At 56.6% G+C, this 25,398-nt stretch carries 23 protein-coding genes; 20 read left to right on the top strand and 3 right to left on the bottom strand.

What is annotated here, in order from left to right; all coding sequences use genetic code 11:
* Positions 1 to 21: 21 nt before the first annotated feature.
* The 9 genes from AC6I8I_RS15070 to rpoS all read left to right on the top strand — a co-directional run bounded on the left by AC6I8I_RS15070 (position 22) and on the right by rpoS (position 6,962).
* A complete protein-coding gene (locus AC6I8I_RS15070; protein WP_031374749.1) occupies positions 22 to 342 on the top strand; it encodes a DUF3561 family protein in 321 nt (106 codons plus the stop codon).
* 178 nt (positions 343 to 520) lie between these two features.
* On the top strand, positions 521 to 838 hold the full coding sequence (gene ftsB / locus AC6I8I_RS15065; RefSeq protein ID WP_031374750.1) for a cell division protein FtsB: 318 nt from the start codon (positions 521 to 523) through the stop codon (positions 836 to 838).
* Between the two features lie 3 nt (positions 839 to 841).
* Positions 842 to 1,558 (top strand): 2-C-methyl-D-erythritol 4-phosphate cytidylyltransferase, encoded by a 717-nt coding sequence (ispD, locus tag AC6I8I_RS15060; RefSeq protein ID WP_312760567.1) that lies wholly within the window; start codon positions 842 to 844, stop codon positions 1,556 to 1,558.
* Entirely contained in the window at positions 1,558 to 2,040 is a 483-nt protein-coding gene (gene ispF, locus AC6I8I_RS15055; protein ID WP_031374752.1) for a 2-C-methyl-D-erythritol 2,4-cyclodiphosphate synthase, read from the top strand. The genes ispD and ispF overlap by 1 nt, the downstream gene beginning before the upstream one ends.
* Positions 2,037 to 3,077, top strand: coding sequence for a tRNA pseudouridine(13) synthase TruD (gene truD, locus AC6I8I_RS15050; protein ID WP_497828019.1), 1,041 nt, complete (start codon positions 2,037 to 2,039; stop codon positions 3,075 to 3,077). Before ispF ends, truD begins: the two co-directional genes overlap by 4 nt.
* A gap of 191 nt (positions 3,078 to 3,268) precedes the next feature.
* Positions 3,269 to 4,030, top strand: a complete 762-nt coding sequence (gene surE, locus AC6I8I_RS15045) for a 5'/3'-nucleotidase SurE (protein WP_497828018.1) — start codon at positions 3,269 to 3,271, stop codon at positions 4,028 to 4,030.
* Entirely contained in the window at positions 4,024 to 4,650 is a 627-nt protein-coding gene (locus AC6I8I_RS15040; RefSeq protein WP_031374755.1) for a protein-L-isoaspartate(D-aspartate) O-methyltransferase, read from the top strand. Before surE ends, AC6I8I_RS15040 begins: the two co-directional genes overlap by 7 nt.
* 162 nt (positions 4,651 to 4,812) lie before the next feature.
* On the top strand, positions 4,813 to 5,913 hold the full coding sequence (nlpD, locus tag AC6I8I_RS15035) for a murein hydrolase activator NlpD (RefSeq protein ID WP_497820438.1): 1,101 nt from the start codon (positions 4,813 to 4,815) through the stop codon (positions 5,911 to 5,913).
* Positions 5,914 to 5,969: 56 nt separating this feature from the next.
* Complete coding sequence (gene rpoS, locus AC6I8I_RS15030; protein ID WP_031374757.1) at positions 5,970 to 6,962, top strand: RNA polymerase sigma factor RpoS; 993 nt, start codon at positions 5,970 to 5,972, stop codon at positions 6,960 to 6,962.
* Between the two features lie 432 nt (positions 6,963 to 7,394).
* On the opposite strand, the gene mutS is transcribed toward rpoS, so the two are convergent.
* Positions 7,395 to 9,956, bottom strand: a complete 2,562-nt coding sequence (gene mutS, locus AC6I8I_RS15025; RefSeq protein ID WP_312056260.1) for a DNA mismatch repair protein MutS — start codon at positions 9,954 to 9,956, stop codon at positions 7,395 to 7,397.
* A gap of 301 nt (positions 9,957 to 10,257) precedes the next feature.
* Positions 10,258 to 10,905 carry a two-component system response regulator NarL gene (narL, locus tag AC6I8I_RS15020; protein ID WP_312056259.1) on the bottom strand — a complete coding sequence of 216 codons (648 nt, stop codon included), beginning with the start codon at positions 10,903 to 10,905 and terminating at the stop codon, positions 10,258 to 10,260.
* A 319-nt stretch (positions 10,906 to 11,224) separates the two neighbouring features.
* Here narL and AC6I8I_RS15015 point away from each other — a divergent pair, with 319 nt between their 5' ends.
* The 7 genes from AC6I8I_RS15015 to AC6I8I_RS14985 all read left to right on the top strand — a co-directional run bounded on the left by AC6I8I_RS15015 (position 11,225) and on the right by AC6I8I_RS14985 (position 21,064).
* A complete protein-coding gene (locus AC6I8I_RS15015) occupies positions 11,225 to 12,616 on the top strand; it encodes a NarK family nitrate/nitrite MFS transporter (protein WP_312056258.1) in 1,392 nt (463 codons plus the stop codon).
* A gap of 101 nt (positions 12,617 to 12,717) precedes the next feature.
* On the top strand, positions 12,718 to 16,479 hold the full coding sequence (locus AC6I8I_RS15010; RefSeq protein WP_312056257.1) for a nitrate reductase subunit alpha: 3,762 nt from the start codon (positions 12,718 to 12,720) through the stop codon (positions 16,477 to 16,479).
* The gene (gene narH, locus AC6I8I_RS15005; RefSeq protein WP_312056255.1) at positions 16,476 to 18,020 is read left to right on the top strand and encodes a nitrate reductase subunit beta; all 1,545 of its coding nucleotides are present in this window, start codon (positions 16,476 to 16,478) and stop codon (positions 18,018 to 18,020) included. The genes AC6I8I_RS15010 and narH overlap by 4 nt, the downstream gene beginning before the upstream one ends.
* Positions 18,017 to 18,745: a nitrate reductase molybdenum cofactor assembly chaperone gene (gene narJ, locus AC6I8I_RS15000; protein WP_312056254.1), complete on the top strand. Its 729-nt coding sequence runs from the start codon at positions 18,017 to 18,019 to the stop codon at positions 18,743 to 18,745. Before narH ends, narJ begins: the two co-directional genes overlap by 4 nt.
* Complete coding sequence (gene narI, locus AC6I8I_RS14995; RefSeq protein WP_312056253.1) at positions 18,742 to 19,419, top strand: respiratory nitrate reductase subunit gamma; 678 nt, start codon at positions 18,742 to 18,744, stop codon at positions 19,417 to 19,419. Before narJ ends, narI begins: the two co-directional genes overlap by 4 nt.
* Before the next feature lie 148 nt (positions 19,420 to 19,567).
* The gene (mltB, locus tag AC6I8I_RS14990; protein ID WP_312056252.1) at positions 19,568 to 20,650 is read left to right on the top strand and encodes a lytic murein transglycosylase B; all 1,083 of its coding nucleotides are present in this window, start codon (positions 19,568 to 19,570) and stop codon (positions 20,648 to 20,650) included.
* A gap of 78 nt (positions 20,651 to 20,728) precedes the next feature.
* The gene (locus AC6I8I_RS14985; protein ID WP_312056251.1) at positions 20,729 to 21,064 is read left to right on the top strand and encodes a zinc ribbon domain-containing protein YjdM; all 336 of its coding nucleotides are present in this window, start codon (positions 20,729 to 20,731) and stop codon (positions 21,062 to 21,064) included.
* Positions 21,065 to 21,099: 35 nt separating this feature from the next.
* Here the strand turns inward: AC6I8I_RS14985 and AC6I8I_RS14980 are convergent, their stop codons facing one another.
* Complete coding sequence (locus tag AC6I8I_RS14980) at positions 21,100 to 21,987, bottom strand: dihydrodipicolinate synthase family protein (RefSeq protein ID WP_312056250.1); 888 nt, start codon at positions 21,985 to 21,987, stop codon at positions 21,100 to 21,102.
* A gap of 167 nt (positions 21,988 to 22,154) precedes the next feature.
* Here AC6I8I_RS14980 and tam point away from each other — a divergent pair, with 167 nt between their 5' ends.
* From tam to AC6I8I_RS14960, 4 genes are all read left to right on the top strand, one after another.
* The gene (tam, locus tag AC6I8I_RS14975) at positions 22,155 to 22,931 is read left to right on the top strand and encodes a trans-aconitate 2-methyltransferase (protein ID WP_312056248.1); all 777 of its coding nucleotides are present in this window, start codon (positions 22,155 to 22,157) and stop codon (positions 22,929 to 22,931) included.
* Between the two features lie 104 nt (positions 22,932 to 23,035).
* Positions 23,036 to 23,530 carry a nicotinamide-nucleotide amidase gene (gene pncC, locus AC6I8I_RS14970; RefSeq protein WP_312056247.1) on the top strand — a complete coding sequence of 165 codons (495 nt, stop codon included), beginning with the start codon at positions 23,036 to 23,038 and terminating at the stop codon, positions 23,528 to 23,530.
* Positions 23,531 to 23,626: 96 nt separating this feature from the next.
* Complete coding sequence (recA, locus tag AC6I8I_RS14965) at positions 23,627 to 24,697, top strand: recombinase RecA (RefSeq protein ID WP_031374767.1); 1,071 nt, start codon at positions 23,627 to 23,629, stop codon at positions 24,695 to 24,697.
* Between the two features lie 125 nt (positions 24,698 to 24,822).
* Complete coding sequence (locus AC6I8I_RS14960) at positions 24,823 to 25,341, top strand: regulatory protein RecX (RefSeq protein ID WP_312760585.1); 519 nt, start codon at positions 24,823 to 24,825, stop codon at positions 25,339 to 25,341.
* The last annotated feature ends 57 nt before the right edge of the window (positions 25,342 to 25,398 follow it).

Raw genomic sequence — 25,398 nt, 5'->3', positions numbered from 1 at the left:
CTTCGCGTCAACAGGACCCCTATGCAAAACATTACCCCCATGCTGGCCCGCAAAGATGAACGCACCCCGGATGAGCCGCACTCATCGCTGCCGGGCGGCATTATCGGCTTTGTTGCTTACTGGTGCGCGCTGGCCATACCGTTCCTGTTGTACGGCTCTAACACCCTGTTTTTCTTTCTCTACACCTGGCCGTTCTTCCTTGCGCTGCTGCCGGTGTCGGTGCTGATGGGCATCGCGCTTAACACGCTGCTGCGTGGTCAACTGCTGTGGACCACGCTCGCCACGGTGATTCTGGTGATTTGCCTGTTCTGGTTAATGTTCGCCTTTCTCTCCGGCTGGTAACCGCCATTGCCGGCACGCTGATGTGCAAACGCATCGGCAGGTTACAAAACTTTTCCCGTCTGGTTTACCCCACTGATTCATATTTTGCGCAGACGCGCAGCAAAGCGCGCCATTTTCGCCGCTGGTGTGGAGTCCTGCGCAAAGTTATGGGATGATTGGGCCGTTTTTAGGGGGCGGGATGGGAAAACTGACGTTACTGCTATTGGTGCTGCTTGGCTGGCTGCAATATTCATTGTGGCTGGGAAAAAATGGCATCCATGACTATACGCGCGTCAACGATGACGTCGCAGTGCAACAGGCGAATAACGCCAAACTTAAATCGCGTAACGATCAGCTGTTTGCCGAAATTGACGATCTCAATGGCGGCTCTGAAGCGATCGAGGAACGCGCACGCAATGAATTGGGCATGATCAGGCCTGGTGAAACCTTCTATCGCCTGGTGCCTGACCAGAACAAACGCAACGCGCAACAAGCAGCGCTTAACCAACAACGATAAAACATGAACAATCTGTCCTCCCTTGCGGATGTGATTGCCGTGGTGCCCGCTGCCGGAATCGGCAGCCGGATGCAGGCAACCTGTCCTAAACAGTATCTGACGATTGGTCAGCACACCCTTCTGGAACACAGCATTGCACGCCTGTTTTCCCATCCCGCTATCAAACAGGTGATTGTCGCCCTGAGCCCCGATGACCAGCATTTTGCCGCGCTGCCGCTGGCACGCGATCCGCGTGTGGTGCGGGTCACCGGCGGAGAGACGCGCGCAGAATCGGTACTGGCCGGACTGCAGGCCGCGACAGGCTCCGCCTGGGTACTGGTGCACGATGCGGCGCGCCCCTGCCTGCATCCCGACGATCTTCAGCGTCTGCTGAACGTCCGGCATCAGAGCCACGTCGGCGGGATTCTCGCTGCCCCGGTGCGCGACACCATGAAGCGGGGCGAGCCGGGCAAAGCGGCCATCGCCCACACCGTGGAGCGCGAGGATCTGTGGCACGCCTTAACCCCGCAATTTTTCCCGCATGCGTTGCTCACCGCCTGCCTGACGCGCGCGCTGAATGAAGGCGCGTCCATCACTGATGAGGCGTCGGCGCTGGAGTACTGTGGCTACCATCCGGAGCTGGTGAGCGGACGCAGCGATAACATCAAAGTCACCCGGCCAGAAGATCTGGCGCTGGCGGCTTTTTATCTGAGTCAGATTCAATTAAAGGAGAGCGCATGATGCGTATCGGTCACGGTTTTGACGTTCACGCCTTCGGTGGAGAGGGTCCGCTGGTGATTGGCGGCGTGCGGATCCCTTTTGAACACGGTTTTATCGCCCATTCTGATGGCGACGTAGCGCTGCATGCGCTGACTGACGCGCTGTTAGGCGCGGTGGCAATGGGCGATATCGGGAAGCTGTTCCCGGATACCGATCCCGCCTTCAAAGGTGCGGACAGCCGCGGCCTGCTGCGAGAAGCCTGGCGACGTATTGAAGCCAAAGGCTACCGCATCGGCAACGTCGATGTCACCCTGATTGCCCAGGCGCCGAAAATGCTGCCGCACGTGCCGCAAATGCGCATCAATATCGCTGAAGATCTCGGTTGCCATATGGACGCGGTCAACGTGAAAGCCACCACCACCGAAAAGCTCGGCTTTACCGGTCGTGGCGAAGGCATCGCCTGTGAGGCGGTCGCCCTGCTGCTCAAAGCTGACAGCCAGTGATGCTGCATTATCTGCACGGCGTGCCTGCTGTTACCGGCGTAATCAAAGCTAAGCCGGAAGATTTTGTGGTGGTTGAGGATCTCGGCTATGGCGCGGATGGGGAAGGCGAGCATCTGCTGGTGCGCATTCGCAAAGTGGGTGCCAATACCCGCTTTGTCGCTGAAGCGCTGGCCAAATACCTCGGCATTCACCCGCGTGATATGAGCTACGCCGGCATGAAAGATCGGCATGCGGTTACCGAGCAGACGCTTTGTTTTCGCCTGCCGGGCAATGCGATGCCGGATCTGCGTGGTTTTGCACTGGAAGGGGTAGAGATTCTGCAGGCGGTGCGCCACAAGCGTAAGCTGCGCATCGGCGCGCTGGCGGGCAATGCCTTCCGGCTGGTGATCCGCCAGATCAGCGATCGTCAGGCGGCGGAAGCCCGGCTGGTGCAGATACGCGATGCTGGCGTGCCAAACTATTTTGGCGAGCAGCGTTTTGGCCGCAACGGCAACAATCTGATTATGGCTGAGAAGTGGGCGCGTAATGAGATTGTGATACGCGACCGGAATAAGCGCAGCCTGCTGCTGTCATCTGCGCGCAGTGCGCTGTTTAATCAGGTCACCAGCGCGCGGCTGCAACAGCAGGGCGGACTCAGCCAGGTTGTGAACGGTGACGCGCTGCAGCTTACCGGCCGCGGCAGCTGGTTCGTCGCCCAGCCCGATGAGCTCGTGTCGTTACAGACTCGCGTCGATCAGCACGAGCTGCGCATTACCGCTCCGTTGCCAGGAGGTGGTGAAGCCGGGCCACAGGCCGATGCGCTGGCTTTTGAGCAGCAGGCGCTGGCTGATGCCACCACCTTACTAAGCCTGATGACGCGCGAACGTGTCGATGCCGCGCGTCGGGCGATGCTGGTAGTGCCGCGTGATTTGCACTGGAACTGGTGTGATGAGGCGACGCTGGAAATGGCTTTCTGGCTGCCTGCGGGCAGCTTTGCCACCAGCGTGGTGAGAGAACTGCTCACTCACGCCGATGCGCTTGATAATATTGACGAGTAATCCCTGCTGCAACATTACCCCGATTGTGGGTATTGTTGCGGCAAACCCCCGCAGTAGTATGATTTACGCCTACCACTTCGTTGCGTGCCTCGCTAGAATGCAAAAATCGCTGTCCGGTCTTCACCTGTTGCCATGCAGTTCAAACGGGTCCAGTCACGGCGACCAGTCGAATAAAAAAAGGTCAGAACAAAATGCGGATATTGCTCAGCAACGATGACGGCATTCACGCGCCAGGTATTCAAACGCTGGCGAAAGCCCTGCGGCACTTTGCTGACGTGCAGGTCGTTGCGCCCGATCGTAACAGAAGCGGCGCCTCGAACTCATTAACCCTGGAAACGCCGCTGCGCACCTTCACCCATGAGAATGGCGATATTGCGGTGCAGATGGGCACCCCGACGGATTGTGTCTATCTGGGCGTCAACGCGCTGATGCAGCCGCGCGCCGACATTGTGGTATCAGGTATCAATGCCGGTCCTAACCTGGGCGACGATGTGATCTACTCCGGCACGGTAGCGGCGGCAATGGAAGGGCGGCATCTGGGCTTACCCGCCGTCGCGGTGTCGCTGAATGGCCACCAGCACTATGCCACTGCGGCAGCCGTCACCTGCGCTATCCTTAAGGCCCTGACGCAGCAACCGCTGCGCACCGGCCGCATTCTTAACATCAACGTGCCGGACCTGCCGCTGTCTGAGCTGAAGGGCATCCGCGTGACGCGTTGTGGCAGTCGTCATCCGGCCGATCAGGTGATTGCTCAGCAGGATCCGCGCGGCAATACGCTTTACTGGATTGGCCCGCCGGGTGAGAAACTGGATGCAGGACCGGATACCGACTTTGCTGCGGTTGACCAGGGCTATGTGTCGATCACGGCTCTGCATGTCGATTTGACCGCGCACAGTGCGCAGGATGTGCTGACTGACTGGCTGGCTAAAGCTGAGGTGAATCTGGCATGGTGAATCGGCGTATTGAGACATTGCTGTCACAACTGCGTCAGCAGGGGATCGATGATGAAAACCTGCTGAAAGCCATCAGCGATGTGCCACGTGAGCGTTTTATCGATGAGGCCTTTGAACACAAGGCCTGGGATAATGTGGCCCTGCCGATCGGCTCCGGCCAGACCATCTCGCAACCTTATATGGTGGCGCGAATGACCGCGCTGCTGGCGCTGAACCCGCACTCACGGGTGTTGGAAATCGGCACCGGTTCCGGCTATCAGACCGCGATACTCGCCCATCTGGTGGATCATGTTTATTCAGTTGAACGCATCAAAGGGTTGCAGTGGCAGGCCAAACGCCGACTGAAGCAGCTCGATCTGCATAATGTCTCAACCCGACATGGCGATGGCTGGCAGGGCTGGCCGTCACGCGGGCCGTTCGACGCCATCATTGTCACCGCAGCGCCGCCTGAAATTCCGATTGCGCTGATAGCGCAACTGGCAGAAGGCGGCATTATGGTGCTGCCGGTTGGTGAAGACCAGCAGGTGCTGAAGCGTCTGCGTCGTCAGGGCGAAGAAATTATTGAAGAGACGATTGAGCCGGTGCGGTTTGTACCGCTGGTTCAGGGTGATCTCGCCTGACCCGCTTCGTATTTCTTCACAACTGTTTCATAGCACCACGTACTTGATATTGTTACTATCCATTTTAATCAACGAAAACGCAGATTTTATCGCGCCGTGCAGAGTAATCTGCTGGCAAGTACAGTGAAACAGGTACATCAGGGTTGCCATCACGGGGGATCAATGAGCACGGGAAGCACAATTTTTCAGTTACGCCGTCTGGCGGCGCTTTCACTGGTAGGTTTTTGGCTGGCAGGCTGTAGCTCCAGCGACAACACACAAGCACCCATTAGCCGCGTTGGTGATGATGGCGGCATGAACAGCAGTCAGAGTGGTGCGGCAAGCGCCTCAGGCGGAGTTCCCGCTATGCCAGGGCAGGGAGGAATGTTAAGTGGAAATGCAGCATCTGCGCCCAGCAATGGTGGAATTATTAGTGCCAATAATAATGTTGAGACGCAAAACGGCCGGATTGTGTACAACCGCAGTTATCAGAATATTCCTAAAGGTAGCTACTCCGGTGAAACATATACCGTAAAACGCGGCGACACATTGTTTTACATCGCCTGGATTACCGGCAACGATTTCCGCGATTTAGCCCAGCGTAACAACGTTCCAGCGCCTTATAGCCTGAATGTCGGGCAAACTTTGCAGATCGGCAACGGTTCCGGCCAGCCGATCACCGGTGGCAATGCCATTACCGTTGCTGATGCAACGCAGGGCGGCGTCCCGACCACGCCACAAATTAAATCTGCCGCTGTTGCACAGCAACCTGTTATTACGTATTCTGATGATTCAGGTAGTTCGGGTGGCAGTAAACTGCTGCCTTCGAAAGGAGCAAATGTTGCAACGACAACAGCTCCAGTGGTTACCGCACCGCCAACGGTCAGCAGCACAACCAATAGCTCTACGCCGGTAGGAAGCTGGCGTTGGCCGACCGATGGGAAGATTATCGATAACTTCTCTGCCGCCGAAGGGGGCAACAAGGGTATCGATATCGCCGGAACGCGCGGACAGTCTGTCGTCGCCACCGCTTCAGGAAGGGTGGTATACGCAGGTAACGCACTCCGGGGTTACGGTAATCTGATCATCATTAAACACAATGATGATTACCTGAGTGCCTATGCCCATAACGATACAATGCTGGTCCGGGAACAACAGGAAGTTAAGGCGGGTCAGAAGATCGCGACGATGGGTAGCACCGGAACCAGTTCAGTAAGATTGCACTTTGAAATTCGTTACAAGGGGAAATCCGTAAACCCGTTGCGTTATTTACCGCAGCGATAATCCGGCAGAACGCACCTTTTGATGTTCTGCCCTGGAATCACGGGTAGGAGCCACTTATGAGCCAGAATACGCTGAAAGTAAACGAGTTACATGAGAACGCGGAATTCGAGGAGAATGGAGCTGAGGTTTTTGATGAGAAGGCTCTCGTCGAAAACGAACCTGGTGATAACGACGTAGCGGAAGAAGAGTTGTTGTCCCAGGGTGCGACGCAGCGTGTATTAGATGCGACGCAGCTCTATCTCGGGGAGATTGGCTATTCTCCGTTGTTAACGGCCGAGGAAGAAGTGCTCTTTGCTCGCCGTGCATTGCGAGGTGACATCCCTTCCCGTCGCCGCATGATCGAAAGTAACTTACGCCTGGTAGTGAAGATCGCCCGTCGTTACAGCAATCGTGGTTTAGCGCTACTGGACCTGATTGAAGAAGGTAACCTCGGCCTGATCCGTGCTGTTGAGAAGTTTGACCCGGAGCGCGGGTTCCGTTTCTCAACTTATGCTACCTGGTGGATTCGTCAGACCATTGAACGGGCGATCATGAATCAAACCCGTACTATTCGTCTGCCGATTCATATTGTTAAAGAACTGAATGTTTATCTGCGTACTGCGCGTGAACTCTCCCACAAGCTTGACCATGAGCCAAGCGCGGAAGAGATTGCAGAGCAGCTGGATAAACCGGTTGATGACGTAAGCCGTATGTTGCGTCTCAACGAACGCATTACGTCAGTTGATACGCCATTAGGCGGCGATTCTGAAAAAGCGCTGCTGGATATTCTGGCCGATGAGAAAGACAACGGTCCGGAAGACACCACGCAAGACGATGATATGAAACAAAGCATCGTCAAATGGCTGTTCGAACTGAACGCCAAGCAGCGTGAAGTGCTGGCACGTCGTTTCGGCCTGTTAGGCTATGAAGCGGCAACGCTTGAAGATGTGGGCCGTGAGATCGGTTTAACCCGTGAGCGTGTCCGTCAGATTCAGGTTGAAGGTTTGCGCCGTCTGCGCGAAATCCTGCAGGCGCAGGGCCTCAATATTGAAGCACTTTTTCGGGAATAATCGCGTCGTGATTAACTGATTCAGATGCCAATCAAAAAAGCGGTGGTGAAAACCACCGCTTTTTTTATGCCTGCAGGAAAGTGATTTGCCAGCAGAAAGATGATTTATGTTCAGGGAGCTGATTTGCGTGCCGATATGTGATGTGTTTGCACAGATCTGATTGACGTGCAGAAAGGTGTTTTACCAGTAGATAAGCGTTTTGCGTTCAGATAACTGATTTGCGGCAGACAACTGATTTGCACGCAGACAACTGATTTGCGGCAGAAAAACGATTTGCACGCAGAGAACTGATTTGCGGCAGAAAACGGATTTCCATTTAGAAAATGCTTGGCAGCAGATAAGCGACTCACCCGCAGAAGAAGTGCTCAGCGCCTTAGCCAGGCGCGCCAGCGAGCCTGCGCGCATCGGGCTTCAGCCCGATGCGCGCAGTTATTACACCAGTGACTTAAGACGATAGATCCAGTCCAGCGCCTGACGTGGCGTCAGAGTATCCGGGTCCAGCGCTTCAAGGGCTTCCACCGCTGGCGAGGTCTCTTCAACCAGCAGCGGGAGCTGCGATCCATCTACCGTCGATGAGGCGGTATGATGTGAAACCGTCTCCAGCTCCTTCAGCTTGTTACGCGCCCGCTTGATCACTTCTTTCGGTACGCCCGCCAGTGCGGCGACAGCAAGACCGTAACTTTTGCTGGCCGCGCCATCCTGCACGCTGTGCATAAAGGCGATGGTGTCACCGTGCTCCACTGCATCAAGATGCACATTGACCACGCCCTCCATTTTTTCCGGCAGGGTGGTCAGCTCAAAGTAGTGCGTTGCGAATAGCGTCATCGCCTTGATGCGGTTTGCCAGATTTTCGGCACAGGCCCAGGCCAGCGACAACCCGTCGTAGGTTGAGGTACCACGGCCAATCTCATCCATCAGCACCAGACTGTTTTCAGTGGCGTTATGCAGAATGTTGGCCGTTTCGGTCATCTCTACCATAAAGGTCGAGCGGCCGGACGCCAGATCGTCAGCCGCGCCGACACGGGTGAAGATACGGTCAAGCGGCCCAATCAGCGTCTCATCAGCCGGCACAAAGCTGCCGATCCAGGCCATCAACGCAATCAGCGCGGTCTGCCGCATATAGGTACTTTTACCCCCCATGTTGGGGCCGGTAATGATCAGCATCCGGCGCTGCGGCGCCAGCGAAAGCGGGTTAGCAATGAACGGCTCTTTCAGGACCTGTTCAACCACCGGGTGGCGGCCGCCGCTGATTTTGATCCCCGGTTTGTCCTGCAACACCGGACGGCAATAGTTGAGTGACCAGGCGCGTTCCGCCAGGTTGCTCAGCACGTCCAGCTCAGCCAGCGCGGCGGCGCTAAGCTGCAACGCTTCCAGATGCGGCAACAGCTGATCAAACAGCGCCTCATACAGGCTTTTTTCCAGCGCCAGCGCCTTGCCTTTCGAGGTGAGCACCTTATCTTCGTACTCTTTCAGTTCCGGAATGATGTAGCGCTCGGCGTTTTTCAGCGTCTGGCGGCGGACATAGTGCATCGGTACCTGATGACTCTGACCGCGGCTGACCTGAATGTAGTAGCCATGGATCGCATTGAAGCCGACCTTAAGCGTATCCAGCCCCAGCTTTTCGCGCTCACGGATCTCCAGCTTATCGAGATAATCGGTGGCTCCGTCGGCGAGGGCGCGCCACTCATCCAGCTCAGCATTGTAGCCAGGCGCGATCACTCCGCCGTCGCGGATCAGCACCGGCGGCGACTCAATTACCGCCTGCTCCAGCAGTTCGCGTAAAGCGGTAAACTCCCCCATCTGAGTACGCAGCTGTTTTAACTGGGTCGACTCAACCTCAGCCAGCAGCTGATTCAGCTCGGGCAGCTGCTGGAACGCATGGCGCATCCGCGCCAGATCGCGCGGACGTGCGGTACGCAATGCCAGACGCGCCAGGATACGTTCGAGGTCACCGACCTGGCGCAGCACCGGTTGCAGGGTTTCGCTGAGATTTTGCAGCTCGGCGATCGACTCCTGACGCTGGTTAATGATACGCGCATCGCGCAGTGGCATGTGCAGCCAGCGCTTCAGCATCCGGCTGCCCATCGGGGTGACGGTTTTATCCAGCACCGCTGCCAGGGTGTTGTCGGTGCCGCCGGCCAGATTCTGGGTAATCTCCAGATTACGGCGGGTCGCCGCATCCATAATGATGCTGTCCTGCTGCCGCTCCATACTGAGGGAACGGATGTGGGGCAGGGTGGTGCGTTGGGTATCTTTCACATATTGCAGCAGACAGCCCGCCGCACTTAAGCCGAGATGCGCGTTTTCGACGCCAAAACCGTTCAGGTCACGGGTGCCGAACTGCAGATTTAGCTGCTGACGTGCGGTATCAATCTCAAATTCCCACAGCGGACGACGACGCAGGCCACGACGCTGATCGATCAGCGACATCGCCTGAAAATCTTCCGGATAGAGCAGTTCGGCAGGATTGGTGCGCTGCAATTCAGCTGCCATGGTTTCCGCATCGCCCGGTTCACTCAGACGGAAACGGCCAGAACTGATGTCCAGCGTTGCGTAGCCAAAGCCGCGCGGACTCTGAACAATCGCCGCCAGCAGGTTGTCGTGACGCTCCTGCAGCAGCGCCTCATCACTGATGGTGCCGGGCGTAACGATGCGCACCACTTTGCGTTCAACCGGCCCTTTACTCAGGGCAGGATCGCCAATCTGCTCACAGATGGCGACGGATTCGCCCAGCTGCACCAGCTTCGCCAGATAACTCTCAACGGCGTGATAGGGCACGCCAGCCATCGGAATCGGTTCGCCAGCCGAGGCGCCGCGTTTGGTGAGTGAAATTTCCAGCAACTGCGAGGCGCGCTTTGCGTCGTCATAAAACAGCTCGTAGAAATCGCCCATCCGGTAAAACAGCAGAATGTCAGGATGTTCCGCCTTGAGTCGCAGGTACTGCTGCATCATCGGCGTATGGGAAGGAAAATCCTTTTCGGTTGGCTCTTGCATAGGGTTTTAACTCATTTTTAAAGCGGTAAGGTTCTGGCTGCCGACGTCACCGGACCGAAGCGGCTCAGCGTCAGCGTGCAGGATAAGCAGATGATAACGAATAGGGCGGGGCATATACCAGCCTGATGCATCACCGTTACCGTCGGCCGCTTTCGCCTGAGCGGCACCCTATCAGACACCAGGCACGGCTGGCGACAGAAAAAAGCGTCTTTTCCGGCTGTTTTGCTGCGGCTGCGAGCATGCTCGCGAATTCAGCCGCGTGAACCTGATACCGCAGGTCTCACGTTCTGACCGCAGTTACTTAACGCTGTCCGCTCTGTAACGCCCAGACGGCCGCTTCAAGTCGGGATTTCAGATTCATCTTTTTCAGCAGGTATTTGACGTGAACTTTGACCGTGCTTTCACTGATGTTCAGTTTACGGGCAATGGCTTTATTGGTCATTCCAGCGCTGATCAGCTGCAGGATATCGCGCTCGCGGCGGGTCAGCTGATTGATATCCCGGGCCGGAGCGGGTCGATCTTCCCGTAAGCGGGCCACCAGTATCGGGGTTAAGGTTTCGCTGAGGACGGTCTGACCGGCCGCCGCCTGGTGCAGGGCTTTCAGCAGCGCTTCCGGCTCCATATCTTTCAGTAAATAACCGTCGGCACCGCGTTTTAAGGCGGTGACCACATCGTCTTCATCATCAGAAACGCTGAAAACCACCACCCGACCCGAGAGCGGCGTTTCGCGCAGCCGGGACAGCGTATCCAGACCATTGAGGCCCGGCATATTGAGATCGAGCAGGATCAGGTCAGGATCGTGTTGCTGTGCCAGCGCCACCCCATCAATACCATTACCCGCCTCGGCCACCACCTGCAGTCTTTCATCCAACGCGATCAGCTGTTTCAGTCCGTTACGTAGCATGGGATGGTCATCGATAAGTAAGAGCGTAAATTTTTCTGTCGTCACATCTCTGCTCCTGCTCAGTGGATTCGCGCTTCGCGAAGTGAGGTAAAGGCGTATCTTACCGGGGAAGTTGGGTGGCTATATACCCCTTATGGACTACTCCTTTATTTCCGGTTGCCGACGCGCTTATGACAGGAATTATTCAACTGTTTTAAAAACCACTGATTCACAAAGGTTATTTGCTGGCCGGTCATCTACTTAACCGGGATAGCCGCGCGCCAGTCAGGCATAACTACCTGCTTTGCCGTTGATTTGTATCAAGCTGCTCACCAGGTCGGATGCGCAGGATATGCACAATTGATATCCCATAGATGAGAACGCTATGACCCAACCTGTTCCTTTGCAAACCGACACCCGCCGCGCGGTAATCCAGGACTGGCAGCCTGAAAATGAGGCTTTCTGGCAGTCGCACGGTAAACGAATCGCCAGCCGTAACCTGTGGATTTCCGTCTTCTGTCTGCTGCTCGCCTTCTGCGTCTGGATGTTGTTCAGCGCCGTTGCGGTCAACCTGAACAAAGTCGGCTTCAGCTTCAGTACCGATCAGCTGTTCCTGCTGACGGCGCTGCCGTCGGTTTCCGGCGCGCTGCTGCGCGTTCCTTACTCTTTCGTCATCCCGCTGGTCGGGGGACGTCGCTGGACCGCCTTTAGCACCGGCATTCTGATGATCCCTTGCCTGTGGCTCGGTTTCGCGGTGCAGGATAGCCAGACGCCGTTCAGCACCTTTGTGATTATTTCTCTGCTGTGCGGTTTTGCCGGGGCTAATTTCGCCTCCAGCATGGGCAACATCAGCTTCTTCTTTCCAAAAGCCCGTCAGGGCGGGGCGCTGGGCATCAATGGCGGCCTCGGTAACCTCGGTGTCAGCGTGATGCAGTTTGTCGCGCCGCTGGCGATCTCCTGTGCCATCTTCGGTTTTTCGGATGCGGGTCAGACCACCATTAATGGCGAAGCGATCTGGCTGGAAAATGCCGCCTGGATCTGGCTGCCGTTGCTGGCCGTCGCCACGCTGGCCGCCTGGCTGGGAATGAATGACCTGGCGGCGGCGAAATCATCGCTGCGTGAGCAGTTGCCGGTTCTGAAGCGGCCGCACCTGTGGGTGATGGCGCTGCTCTATCTGGCAACGTTCGGCTCGTTTATCGGCTTCTCGGCCGGTTTCGCCATGCTGACCAAAACGCAGTTCCCGGACGTGGTGATTCTGCACTATGCCTTTTTTGGTCCGTTTATTGGCGCGCTGGCCCGCTCAGCCGGCGGCATCATTTCTGACCGTTTCGGCGGCACCCGCGTCACCCTGATCAACTACGTGCTGATGGCGCTGTTTGCCGCACTGCTGTTCTTCACCTTACCAGGCGCTGACGGTAACGGCTCGTTTATCGCTTTCTTCGCCATCTTTATGGGGCTGTTCTTCACCGCCGGACTGGGCAGCGGCTCAACCTATCAGATGATTGCGGTGATTTTCCGCAAGCTCACCCTGGAACGTATTAAAGCCGAAGGCGGCGACGATGCGCTGGCGCTGCGTGAAGCGGGAACCGAAACCTCCGCCGCGCTGGGCTTTATCTCTGCGATTGGCGCGCTGGGCGGCTTCTTTATTCCGCAGACCTTTGGCCTCTCGCTCTCCATGACCGGTTCGCCAGCCGGAGCGATGAAAATTTTCCTGGTGTTTTACCTCTGCTGTATCGCCATTACCTGGCTGGTTTACGGACGCAAGTCCCGCGCCTGATAACAACAATGCCGGCGTGGCGCGCCGGCCATTATTCACTTTCTGCGTCATTACCGACGCAGAGTTAGCAATGTCACATTAAGCCTTCAGGAGTATTCCGGATGAGCAAGTTTCTCGATCGGTTTCGCTATTTTAAACAGCTGGCGGAGCCTTTCTCTGGCGAACATGGCCAGTCACTCAACAGCAACCGCGACTGGGAAGATGGTTACCGCAGTCGCTGGCAGCACGATAAAATTGTCCGCTCGACGCACGGGGTCAACTGTACCGGCTCCTGCAGCTGGAAGATCTACGTAAAAAACGGCCTGGTGACCTGGGAGACGCAGCAGACCGACTATCCGCGTACCCGTCCCGATCTGCCAAACCATGAACCGCGTGGCTGTCCGCGCGGTGCCAGCTACTCCTGGTATCTCTACAGCGCCAACCGGCTGAAATATCCGCTGATGCGTAAAAAGCTGATTCAGCTGTGGCGCGAGGCGAAACAGCAGCACAGCGATCCGGTCGATGCCTGGGCTTCGATTATCAGCAACCCGGAAAAAGCCAAAAGCTACAAGCAGGCGCGCGGCCGCGGTGGATTTGTGCGGTCCAGCTGGCAGGAGGTCAATGAAATGATCGCCGCTGCCAATATCTGCACCGCGAAAACCTACGGTCCGGACCGGGTGATGGGCTTCTCACCTATCCCGGCGATGTCGATGGTTTCCTATGCGGCGGGTGCGCGTTATCTGTCGCTGATTGGCGGAACCTGCCTGAGCTTTTACGACTGGTATTGCGATCTGCCGCCTGCATCACCGATGACCTGGGGCGAGCAGACCGACGTGCCGGAATCGGCCGACTGGTACAACTCTTCCTACATCATCGCCTGGGGCTCAAACGTGCCGCAGACGCGTACGCCGGATGCGCACTTCTTTACCGAAGTGCGTTACAAAGGCACCAAAACCGTGGCGGTGACGCCGGACTATGCTGAGGTTGCCAAGCTGTGCGACCAGTGGCTGAATCCGAAGCAGGGCACCGACAGCGCGATGGCGCTGGCGATGGGCCACGTGATGCTGAAAGAGTTCCATCTCGAACGCGAAGTCAGCTATTTCAGCGACTACGTGCGTCGTTATACCGATATGCCCATGCTGGTGCTGCTGGAGCCGCGTGAAGATGGCTTCTACGCCGCCGGACGGCAGCTGCGTGCCAGCGATCTGGTCGACGGTCTCGGCCAGGAAAATAACCCTGAATGGAAAACGGTGGCGATCAACGAGGCGACCGGCCAGCTGGTGGCTCCGCAGGGTTCAATCGGCTTCCGCTGGGGTGAAAAAGGGAAATGGAACCTCGAGCAGCGTGACGGCACGACGCAGCAGGAAGTTCAGCTGCAGCTCAGCCTGCTGGGCAGCCATGACGAGGTGGTTGAGGTCGGTTTCCCTTACTTTGGCGGGATCACCAGCGAGCACTTCAACAGCGTCGCGCTGGATGAAATCCTGCTGCATAAGCTGCCGGTAAAACGTCTGCAACTGGCCGATGGCAGTGAAGCGCTGGTCACCAGCGTTTACGATTTGACGCTGGCAAACTATGGTCTGGAACGCGGACTGGGTGATGCCAACTGCGCGCAAAACTACGACGAGGTTAAAGCGTACAGCCCGGCCTGGGCCGAGCAGATTACCGGCGTTTCGCGCCAGAACATCATCCGCATTGCCCGTGAGTTTGCCGACAACGCCGAGAAAACCCGCGGCCGTTCAATGATTATCGTCGGTGCCGGTATGAACCACTGGTATCACATGGACATGAACTACCGTGGCCTGATGAACATGCTGATCTTCTGCGGCTGCGTCGGTCAGAGCGGCGGTGGCTGGGCGCACTATGTGGGTCAGGAAAAACTGCGTCCGCAGACCGGCTGGGCCCCGCTGGCGTTTGGCCTCGACTGGCAACGTCCGCCACGTCAGATGAACAGCACCTCGTTCTTCTATAACCACTCCAGCCAGTGGCGTTATGAAACCCTTGCCACCAGCGAACTGCTGTCGCCGCTGGCGGATAAAAGTCGCTACAGCGGCAGCCTGATCGACCTTAACGTGCGTTCCGAGCGCATGGGCTGGCTTCCGTCTGCACCGCAGCTGAACGTTAACCCGCTGCGTATCGCCGCGCAGGCGCAAGCCGCTGGCCTGTCGCCGCTGGATTACACCGTTGAGAGTCTGAAAAAAGGCACGCTGCGTTTCGCCGCCGAACAGCCAGACGATCCGCAGAACTTCCCGCGTAACCTGTTTGTCTGGCGCTCTAACCTGCTCGGCTCATCCGGTAAAGGCCATGAATATATGCTGAAGTACCTGCTGGGTACTGAAAACGGCATTCAGGGTAAAGATCTGGGTAAGCAGGGCGGCGTGAAGCCTGAAGAGGTGGAGTGGCTGGATCAGGGTGCCGAAGGCAAACTGGATCTGGTGGTGACCCTCGATTTCCGTATGTCGAGCACCTGTCTCTACTCCGATGTGGTGCTGCCAACCGCCACCTGGTATGAAAAAGACGACATGAATACCTCGGATATGCATCCGTTTATTCATCCGCTCTCTGCCGCGGTCGATCCAGCCTGGGATTCAAAAAGTGACTGGGAAATATATAAGGGCATCGCCAAAGCCTTTTCCGATCTCTGCCCTGGCCATTTAGGGGTAGAAACGGATGTGGTCACGCTGCCGGTACTGCACGATTCGCCAGCCGAACTGGCGCAGCCGTTTGACGCCAAAGACTGGAAGAAAGGCGAATGTGAGCTGATCCCCGGTAAAACCGCGCCGCATATTATGGTAGTAGAACGTGATTATCCGGCCACCTGGGCGCGCTTTACCTCACTGGGTCCGCTGCTTGATACCCAGGGTAACGGCGGCAAAGGCATCGGCTGGAATACCGAGAAAGAGGTCGATTTCCTTAAGCAGCTCAACTATGTCAAAGCGGATGGTCCTGCAGCGGGACGGCCGAATATCGACACCGCCATCGACGCGGCAGAAGTGATCCTGACGCTGGCACCGGAAACTAACGGTCAGGTCGCCGTTAAAGCCTGGCAGGCGCTGGGTGAGATTACCGGCCGCGACCATACCCATCTGGCGCTGAACAAGGAAGATGAAAAAATTCGCTTCCGCGATATCCAGGCACAGCCGCGTAAAATCATCTCCAGCCCGACCTGGTCAGGTCTGGAAGACGAACATGTTTCCTATAACGCCTGTTACACCAACGTTCACGAGCTGATTCCGTGGCGCACTCTGAGTGGCCGCCAGCAGCTGTATCAGGATCATGAGTGGATGCGTGCCTTTGGTGAAAGCCTGATGGTCTACCGTCCGCCAATTGATACCCGGGCCGCCAAACCGCTGCTCAACAGCAAACCTAACGGTAACCCGGAGAAGGCGCTGAACTTCCTGACGCCACACCAGAAGTGGGGCATTCACTCCACCTACAGCGATAACCTGCTGATGCTGACCCTGTCGCGCGGCGGACCGATTGTCTGGATGAGCGAAGATGATGCCCGTGAACTGGGGATTGTCGATAACGACTGGATTGAGGCGTTCAATGCCAACGGTGCCCTGACCGCGCGTGCGGTGGTCAGCCAGCGTATTCCGGCCGGGATGACCATGATGTATCACGCCCAGGAACGCATTGTGAATATTCCGGGTTCAGAGATCACCAGCCAGCGCGGCGGTATTCATAACTCCGTCACCCGCACCTGTCCGAAACCGACCCACATGATCGGCGGCTATGCGCAGCTCTCCTGGGGCTTTAACTACTACGGCACCGTCGGCTCTAACCGTGATGAGTTCGTGGTGGTGCGTAAAATGAACAACATCAACTGGTTAGACGGGGAAGGCAATGATGCCTGTCAGGGCAGCCAGCAGGAGGTAAAACCATGAAAATTCGCTCACAGGTCGGCATGGTGCTGAACCTCGACAAATGTATCGGCTGCCACACCTGCTCGGTAACCTGCAAAAACGTCTGGACCAGCCGTGAAGGAATGGAATATGCCTGGTTCAATAACGTAGAGAGCAAACCCGGCGTTGGCTATCCTCACGCCTGGGAAGACCAGCAGAAATGGAAGGGCGGCTGGATCCGCAAAATCAACGGCAAGCTGGAGCCGCGCATGGGAAACCGCGTCGGCGTGCTGTCAAAAATCTTCGCTAACCCGGACGTGCCGGCGCTGGATGATTACTACGAGCCGTTCGATTTCGATTACCAGCATCTGCACAATGCGCCAGCCGGTAAGCACCAGCCGATTGCGCGCCCGCGTTCACTGATCACCGGTCAGCGGATGAAGAAAATCGAAAATGGCCCGAACTGGGAAGAGATCCTCGGCGGTGAATTTTCCAAACGCTCGCAGGATAAAAACTTCGACAATATCCAGAAGGATATTTACGGCCAGTTTGAACACACCTTCATGATGTATCTGCCGCGCCTGTGTGAGCACTGTCTCAACCCCGCCTGCGTGGCGACCTGTCCGAGTGGCGCCATCTACAAACGTGAAGAAGATGGCATTGTGCTGATCGACCAGGATAAATGTCGTGGCTGGCGGATGTGCCTCACCGGCTGTCCGTACAAAAAGATCTACTTCAACTGGAAGAGCGGCAAATCAGAGAAATGCATTTTCTGCTATCCGCGTATTGAAGCCGGTCAGCCGACCGTCTGCTCGGAAACCTGCGTCGGCCGTATCCGCTATCTCGGCGTACTGCTGTATGACGCAGACCGCATCGAACAGGCCGCCTCGGCGGAGAACGAAAAAGATCTCTATCAGAGCCAGCTGGATATCTTCCTCGATCCACACGATCCGGCGGTGATCGCTCAGGCGCTGAAAGATGGCGTAGCGCAAAGCGTGATTGACGCGGCGCAACGTTCGCCGGTTTACAAAATGGCGATGGACTGGAAGCTGGCGCTGCCGCTGCACCCGGAATATCGCACCCTGCCGATGGTGTGGTATGTGCCGCCATTGTCACCGATTCAGTCGGCCGTCGACGGTGGCGCGCTGGCGCACACCGGTGTGCTGCCGGACGTTGAAAGCCTGCGTATTCCGGTTGAGTATCTGGCGAACCTGCTGACCGCCGGTGATACCGCGCCGGTGCTGCTGGCGCTGAAACGCATGCTGGCGATGCGTCATTACAAGCGGGCGGAAAGCGTCGAAGGTAAACGCGATCTCCGGGCGCTGGAGCAGGTCGGTCTGAGCGAAGAGCAGGCGCAGGAGATGTACCGTTACCTGGCTATCGCCAACTACGAAGATCGCTTTGTGGTGCCGTCCAGTCATCGCGAACTGGCGCGTGAAGCCTTCCCGGAAAGTAAAGGCTGCGGCTTTAGCTTCGGCGACGGTTGTCACGGCAGCGACAGCAAATTCAACCTGTTCAACAGCCGCCGGATCGATGCCATCGACATCACTAAACAAACCGTACGGCCGGAGGATGCATCATGATTGCGCTACGTGTGCTGTCGCGCCTGCTGGATTACCCGGATGAGGCGCTGTTTAGTCATCATCAGAGCCTGATCGAGGCGCTGGAAAGCGCCCCTGAACTTGACTCAGAGCAGCGCGCACGGCTGGTGTGCGTTATCCGTCAGCTCTGCGCCCGGCCACTGCTCGACGTTCAGGCTGATTACTGTGAGCTGTTTGATCGTGGTCGCGCCACCTCGCTGTTGCTGTTTGAACATGTGCACGGTGAGTCACGCGATCGCGGTCAGGCGATGGTCGATCTGCTGGCGCAGTATCGGGCCGACGGGCTGGAGCTGGACAGCAAAGAGCTGCCCGATTATCTCCCGCTTTACCTTGAATACCTCGCCTGTAAAACGGCGGACGAGGTACGTCAGGGCTTAGAGGATATCGCGCCGATCCTGGCGCTGCTGGCGGCGCGGCTGGTGGAACGTGAAAGTCCCTATGCCGAGCTGTTCAGTGCGCTGTTAATGCTTTCGGGTACCGCTATCGAGCCGGATGCCTTACGGCCGCAGGTGGCACAGGAAGCGCGCGACGATACCCCGGCGGCACTGGATGCCGTCTGGGAAGAGGAGCAGGTTAAATTTCTTGGCGAACAGGGCTGCGCCTCGGCGCAACAGGCCGCGCATCAGCGCCGCTTCGCCGCAGCGGTTGCGCCGCAGTATCTGGATATCGCTCAGGCTACGACGCGCGCCACAGGAGAATCAGCATGAATTTTCTCAACACTTTCTTCTTTGATATTTATCCCTACCTTGCCGGGACGGTGTTTCTGGTCGGCAGCTGGCTGCGCTACGATTACGGGCAGTACAGCTGGCGCGCCGGTTCCAGCCAGATGCTGGATAAAAAAGGGATGCGGCTCGCGTCGAACCTGTTCCATATCGGTATCATTGGCATATTTTTCGGCCATATCGTCGGCATGCTGACGCCGCACTGGATGTATCAATCCTTTCTGCCGCTCGACGTGAAGCAAAAGCTGGCGATGATTGCCGGTGGCCTGTTTGGCGCGATGACGCTGGCCGGTGGCGCGCTGTTGCTGAAACGCCGTCTGACTAACCCTCGGGTGCGGGCAACCAGCAGCGTCGGCGATATCCTTATCCTGGCCTTACTGGTGGCGCAGGCTACCCTCGGCCTGCTGACCATTCCTTTCTCAGCACAGCATATGGATGGCAGCGAGATGATGAAGCTGGTGGGCTGGGCGCAGGCCGTGGTGACCTTCCATGGCGGCGCGTCACACCATCTTGATGGCGTGGCCCTGATCTACCGGGTGCATATGGTGCTGGGAATGACGCTGTTCCTGCTGTTTCCATTCTGTCGCCTGGTGCACATCTGGAGCGCGCCGGTCGAGTATCTTACCCGCCGTTATCAGCTGGTGAGAAACCGCCGCTGACGAAGTGACGGTCACCGGCACAGCGCGTCCGGTGACCGTTTTTTTGGGTGGTTTCTTGACGTTTTTTTAAGAATTTGACCTGTATGTCGTTGCGCTGAACGACTACTATTAGCGCATCTGAATCTACCCCCTCGTTTATGGATTACCGATGCGTCTCAAGCTAGCTCTCCTTGCGTTCATCCCGTTACTGGCCTCCTGCAGCAGCAAACCTGAAGTCCCCCAACAGCAAAAGATGCTGGCTGCACCGCAAGGTGGATTCTTGCTCCAGCCGTCGCACAGTGGATCCGCGATGTTTGGTGACTTTGCTGGCAACCCGGCGGCAGAACAATTTATCGATCAGATGGTGGAGAAGCACGGCTTCGATCGCCAGCAACTGCACAACATTATTGGTCAGGCAAAGCGGCTGGACTATGTGCTGCGCCTGATGGATCGCCAGGCACCGAGCTATACGCCGGCACCGGGACCGAACGGCGCCTGGATTCGCTATCGCAATAAGTTTATTACGCCGGACAACGTCCAAAACGGCGTCGCCTTCTGGGATCAATATCAGGATGCGCTGCAACGCGCGCAGCAGGTCTACGGCGTGCCGCCTGAAATCATCGTCGGCATCATTGGCGTTGAAACCCGCTGGGGGCGCGTGATGGGGAAAACGCGTATTCTGGATGCGCTCGCGACCTTATCCTTCAACTATCCGCGTCGCGCGGCTTACTTCAGCAGCGAACTGGAAACCTTCCTGTTGATGGCGCGTAATGAGCAGGACGATCCGCTGGCGCTGAAAGGCTCGTTTGCCGGGGCGATGGGCTATGGTCAGTTCATGCCATCGTCCTACAAAGAGTACGCGGTGGACTTCAACGGTGATGGCCACGCCAACCTGTGGGATCCGGTTGATGCCATCGGCAGCGTGGCGCACTACTTCCAGCAGCACGGCTGGCGCAGCGGCGAAAATATTGCGGTCCCGGCCAGTGGCCAGGCGCCCTTGCTCGAAGATGGCTTCAAGACCCGCTACAGCGTAGGCATGCTGGCTGCGTCTGGCCTGTCGCCGCAGGGATCGCTTAACGGCAACGATGAGGTGAGCCTGTTACGGCTTGATTTGGGCACCAGCTACCAGTACTGGTACGGCTTACCCAACTTTTATGTCATTACCCGTTATAACCACAGCACCCATTACGCGATGGCGGTGTGGCAGTTAGGCGAGGCCGTCAGCAAGGCGCGTCAGGGCGGGATGCTATAAAGGCTGTCCTTATCAACTGTAAGGTTATATGATGACGCCCTTTTCAGGCCATCTGCCTTTGTTATCTCTGGAGTCGTTATGTCTTTACCTGCCTGCCCAGCCTGTCACGCCGATTACACCTGGCAAGACGGCGATAACCTTAACTGCCCTTCCTGTGGTCATATCTGGACCGAGGCGGAAAGTGACAGCAGCAATCAGCCGCTGGAAGTGCGTGATGCTAATGGCAATCTGCTGGCAGATGGCGACAGCGTCACCGTAATTAAAGATCTTAAAGTGAAGGGCAGCTCTTCGTCGCTGAAGATTGGCACCAAAGTGAAAAGCATCCGTCTGGTTGAAGGGGACCACAACATCGACTGTAAAATCGACGGTTTTGGCCCGATGAAACTGAAGTCTGAGTTCGTCAAAAAGAACTAAGGCTGGCGGGCGCAGGGAGGCGCCCGTCCTGCTGGCTAGCTGAACAACCGATCGAGCGCCGCGTACTGTTGCGCGTCCAGCGTGCCGCCGTAATTACGTGATGCACTCAGCATTGAATCGTAGCGACGCGACACGGCGGTTTTAATCGTGGTCACAAAGTCATCACCGATGCTGTAAATCGCCATTAGCCGGCCAATCTGTTGCTGAATGCGCGTCAGTTCAGCGACGTCGCCGTCACGCCACGCCTGCATCATCCGGGCAAACATCTCCGGCACAATATTATTCAGTCCCGAAATCACCCCGGCACCGCCCGCCAGCAGATTGGGCAGCAGATATTCGTCATAGCCTGACAGCACCGCAAAATCGCTGCGCACCTTTTTCGTCTCGTCAATCATTGCCCGGTTATGTGACAGGCAGTCGACCGTATCCTTGATACCGATAAAATTCGGCAGTTTATCGGCCAGCGCGGCGACCAGCGCCGGGGAGAGATCGCAGCCGGTGCGCGCCGGAAAATTATAGGCGAACCATTTACCGCTTAACTGCTGATCGAGCGCTTCAAAATAATGCATCAGCTGGTTCTGCGTCTGGCCGTAATAGTAGGGCGGCAGAACCATCACCGCGTCGTAACCACTTTTCCATGCCGCCTCCGCCAGCGTCAGCATATCCGTCACGCAGGTGGCAGAGACGTTAGCCACCATCTTCAGCGGTGATAAGGGCCGGGCTTCTTTAATCAGCTGTAAACGTTCCTGCTGCGTCAGTGAGGCGAATTCGCCAATACTGCCCATGATCAGTAAGGTATCAATGCCTGAACGGTTGAGGCGGGCAAAATGGCGGCCAAGCGCATCGATATCGATTGCCCCCTGGGCATTAAATGGCGTAACAGAGGGGCACCAGACGCCGGCAAAGGCAGATTCTGCAGTCATGACTCACTCCTGAGTAGTGCTTCGGAAAAATGAAACAGTGTTTTAACTTAATTATTCAGGCTTCGCACCGCCAGCATTCGATTCAGAAATGAGCAACAGGTCGCACTTTTCCGCGTTTAAAGCGTCTTATCGATCGGTCACGTCAGATAACCCAACCGGAGGTGAGCATGAAAGAATGGGATCCTGTGTTGTATCGTAAGTTTGAGGCGGAACGCACCCGCCCGGCACGTGAGCTGCTGGCACGCATCAGCGTTGAAGAGGTTGAGCAGGTGACCGATTTGGGCTGCGGTCCGGGCAACAGTACTGAACTATTGGCCGAAGCCTGGCCGCTGGCCACCGTCTGCGGGCTTGACAGTTCAGCGGCGATGTTGACCCAGGCACGCCAACGGTTACCGCACTGCCGCTTTGTACAGGCGGATATTCGCAGCTGGCAGGCAGCAACGCCTCAGCAGGTGATTTACGCTAATGCGTCGCTGCAGTGGCTGGATAACCATGCGACGCTGTTTCCCCATCTGGTGGATCAGCTGGCACCCGGCGGCGTGCTGGCAGTGCAGATGCCCGATAATCTCAATGAGCCTTCGCATCGATTGATGCGGGAGGTGGCGGCATCTGAGCCCTGGCATTCCCGTATTGATGCTAAAACAGCGGACCGTAAACAGCTGTTGCCGACCGGCGACTATTACGATCTGCTCACCAGCGCTGGTTGTGAGGTGGATATCTGGCGCACCACCTATTATCACGTGATGACCGACGCACAGGCGATTATCAGCTGGCTACAGGCGACCGGCCTGCGCCCGTTTCTGGCCTCGCTGGATGAAGCCGGACAGGCGGATTTTCTGGCGGCCTATCATCAGCGTTTGCTCAGCGCCTATCCGGCGCAGCGCGATGATCAGGTGCTGCTCGCTTTCCCGCGTCTTTTTATCGTCGCCGTGAAAAAAACCTGAGGTTAAGGGAAAGCAGGCCGCAAAAGCGGGTAATACTTGAAGCAGGGCTTGAAAAAGTGGCGTTATTGCACCACGTTGATTGCACCACCTGAGGGAGAAATACGATGGATGATCGGCAGTTGCAGGCGCTTAGCGCGCAGATCGGTGAGAAGCTTAAGCAGCAACACGCCACCGTAACCTGTGCGGAATCCTGCACCGGCGGGTGGATTGCTAAGGTGTTTACTGACATCAGCGGCAGCTCTGCCTGGTTTGAACGCGGCTTCGTGACCTACAGTAATCAGGCCAAGCAGCAGCTGGTGGGCGTTCAGGCGACGTCGCTGGACCAGTACGGTGCGGTGAGTGAAGCGGTAGTGCGCGAAATGGCACTGGGCGCAAGGCACGCTGCCCAGGCAGACTACGCCATCTCGGTCAGCGGTATTGCCGGCCCGGATGGCGGCAGCGCGGAAAAGCCGGTCGGCACCGTCTGGTTTGGTTTTGCCGGTCCGCAGGATAAAGTCCTGACTTTTCAGCAGCATTTCTCCGGTGACCGTGAGGCGGTCCGCCGTCAGTCCGTCGCCTGGGCATTACAGCGGCTGTATGGCGAATTTCTGACAAATTAAACTTGATACTGTATGACTATACAGTATAATTGTCGGCAACAGAAAGAGTGCAGGCACCCCTGAGTGCGTGTTTACCCGGCTTGATTAGGAGTTGAAATGGCGATTGATGAAAACAAACAAAAGGCTTTAGCTGCCGCGCTGGGCCAGATTGAGAAGCAATTTGGTAAAGGCTCCATCATGCGCTTGGGTGAAGACCGCTCAATGGATGTGGAAACTATCTCTACCGGTTCGCTGTCGCTGGACATTGCGTTAGGCGCAGGCGGTCTGCCAATGGGCCGTATCGTTGAGATTTACGGACCGGAGTCTTCAGGTAAAACCACGCTGACCCTGCAGGTAATCGCGTCAGCACAGCGTAAAGGCAAAACCTGTGCTTTTATTGATGCTGAGCATGCACTGGATCCGGTGTACGCCAAGAAACTGGGCGTAGACATCGATAACCTGCTTTGTTCACAGCCCGATACCGGTGAGCAGGCGCTGGAGATTTGTGATGCGCTGGCCCGCTCAGGCGCGGTTGACGTAATCATCGTCGACTCCGTGGCGGCACTGACGCCGAAAGCGGAAATCGAAGGTGAGATCGGTGACTCACACATGGGCCTGGCGGCACGTATGATGAGCCAGGCGATGCGTAAGCTGGCCGGTAACCTGAAGCAGTCCAACACCCTGCTGATCTTCATCAACCAGATCCGTATGAAAATTGGTGTGATGTTTGGTAACCCGGAAACCACGACCGGTGGTAACGCGCTGAAGTTCTACGCCTCTGTCCGTCTTGATATCCGCCGTATCGGCGCCATCAAAGAAGGCGATAACGTGGTGGGCAGTGAGACCCGCGTTAAAGTGGTGAAAAACAAAATCGCGGCGCCATTTAAACAGGCAGAGTTCCAGATCATGTACGGCGAAGGCATCAATACCTTCGGCGAACTGGTCGACCTGGGCGTGAAGCACAAGCTGATTGAAAAAGCGGGTGCATGGTACAGCTACCAGGGCGATAAGATTGGTCAGGGTAAATCGAATGCCAGCAACTTCCTCAAAGAGAATGCGGCTGTCGCAAACGAGATTGATCTGAAGTTACGTGAAATGTTGCTGAACGGTGCTGACGATAAGCTTGCAGCAGAGCAGTCTGCTGACAAAGTTGAAAACGCAGCCAGTGAAGCGAACGAAGACTTCTAATCACTGACGCGGGAGTGGAGAAATCCACTCCCGTTGTTGTTTTACCGCTTACCCTCTCTTTCTTACCTTCCTTCTCTCCCGATCTGTCGCCATAATCCCTCTCCCGTTAGTACAAGGTGCGCAGTATGTCTGAACAATCCCAGCCCCAACCCAACATTGTCTCTTTTTCTCGTCTGCTTGACCGTGCGATGCGCATTCTTGGGCAGCGCGATCACAGCCGTGCCGAATTAGCCCGCAAGCTGCAACAGTCGGCGCAGCGTGCGGCGTGGGCACAGCAGAAAGAGCCAGAAATCATCACCGAAGAGCTGCTGGAAAAAGTGCTCAACTGGTGCCAGGAAAATGGCTGGCTAAACGACGCGCGTTTCACTGAACGTTTTATTCAGAGCCGCAGCCGCAAAGGTTTTGGTTCACAGCGGGTACGTCTGGAACTGGCGCAGAAGGGGATCGATCGCGAGGCGATTGATATTGCGATGGAAGAGACCGAGGTGGACTGGTCCGCCTGTGCTGCCCAGCTGGCTGAACGTAAATTCGGTCACCCGTTACCGAAAGAATGGAAAGAGAAAGCCAAAGTACTACGCTATCTACAGTCAAAAGGCTTCATGAGCGAAGATATTCAGTCCGTTTTCAGAAATTTTGACGACTAAAAGCCGATGTAATTTTACTTCCCACTGAAGAAAATTTATCTTATTCCCACTTTTTGT

The organism is Pantoea sp. X-Soil-YNGN-775 (genome assembly GCF_059730575.1).
Note: the sequence above shows the minus strand (reverse complement) of the source record. Positions and strands in the feature narration are given on the sequence as shown.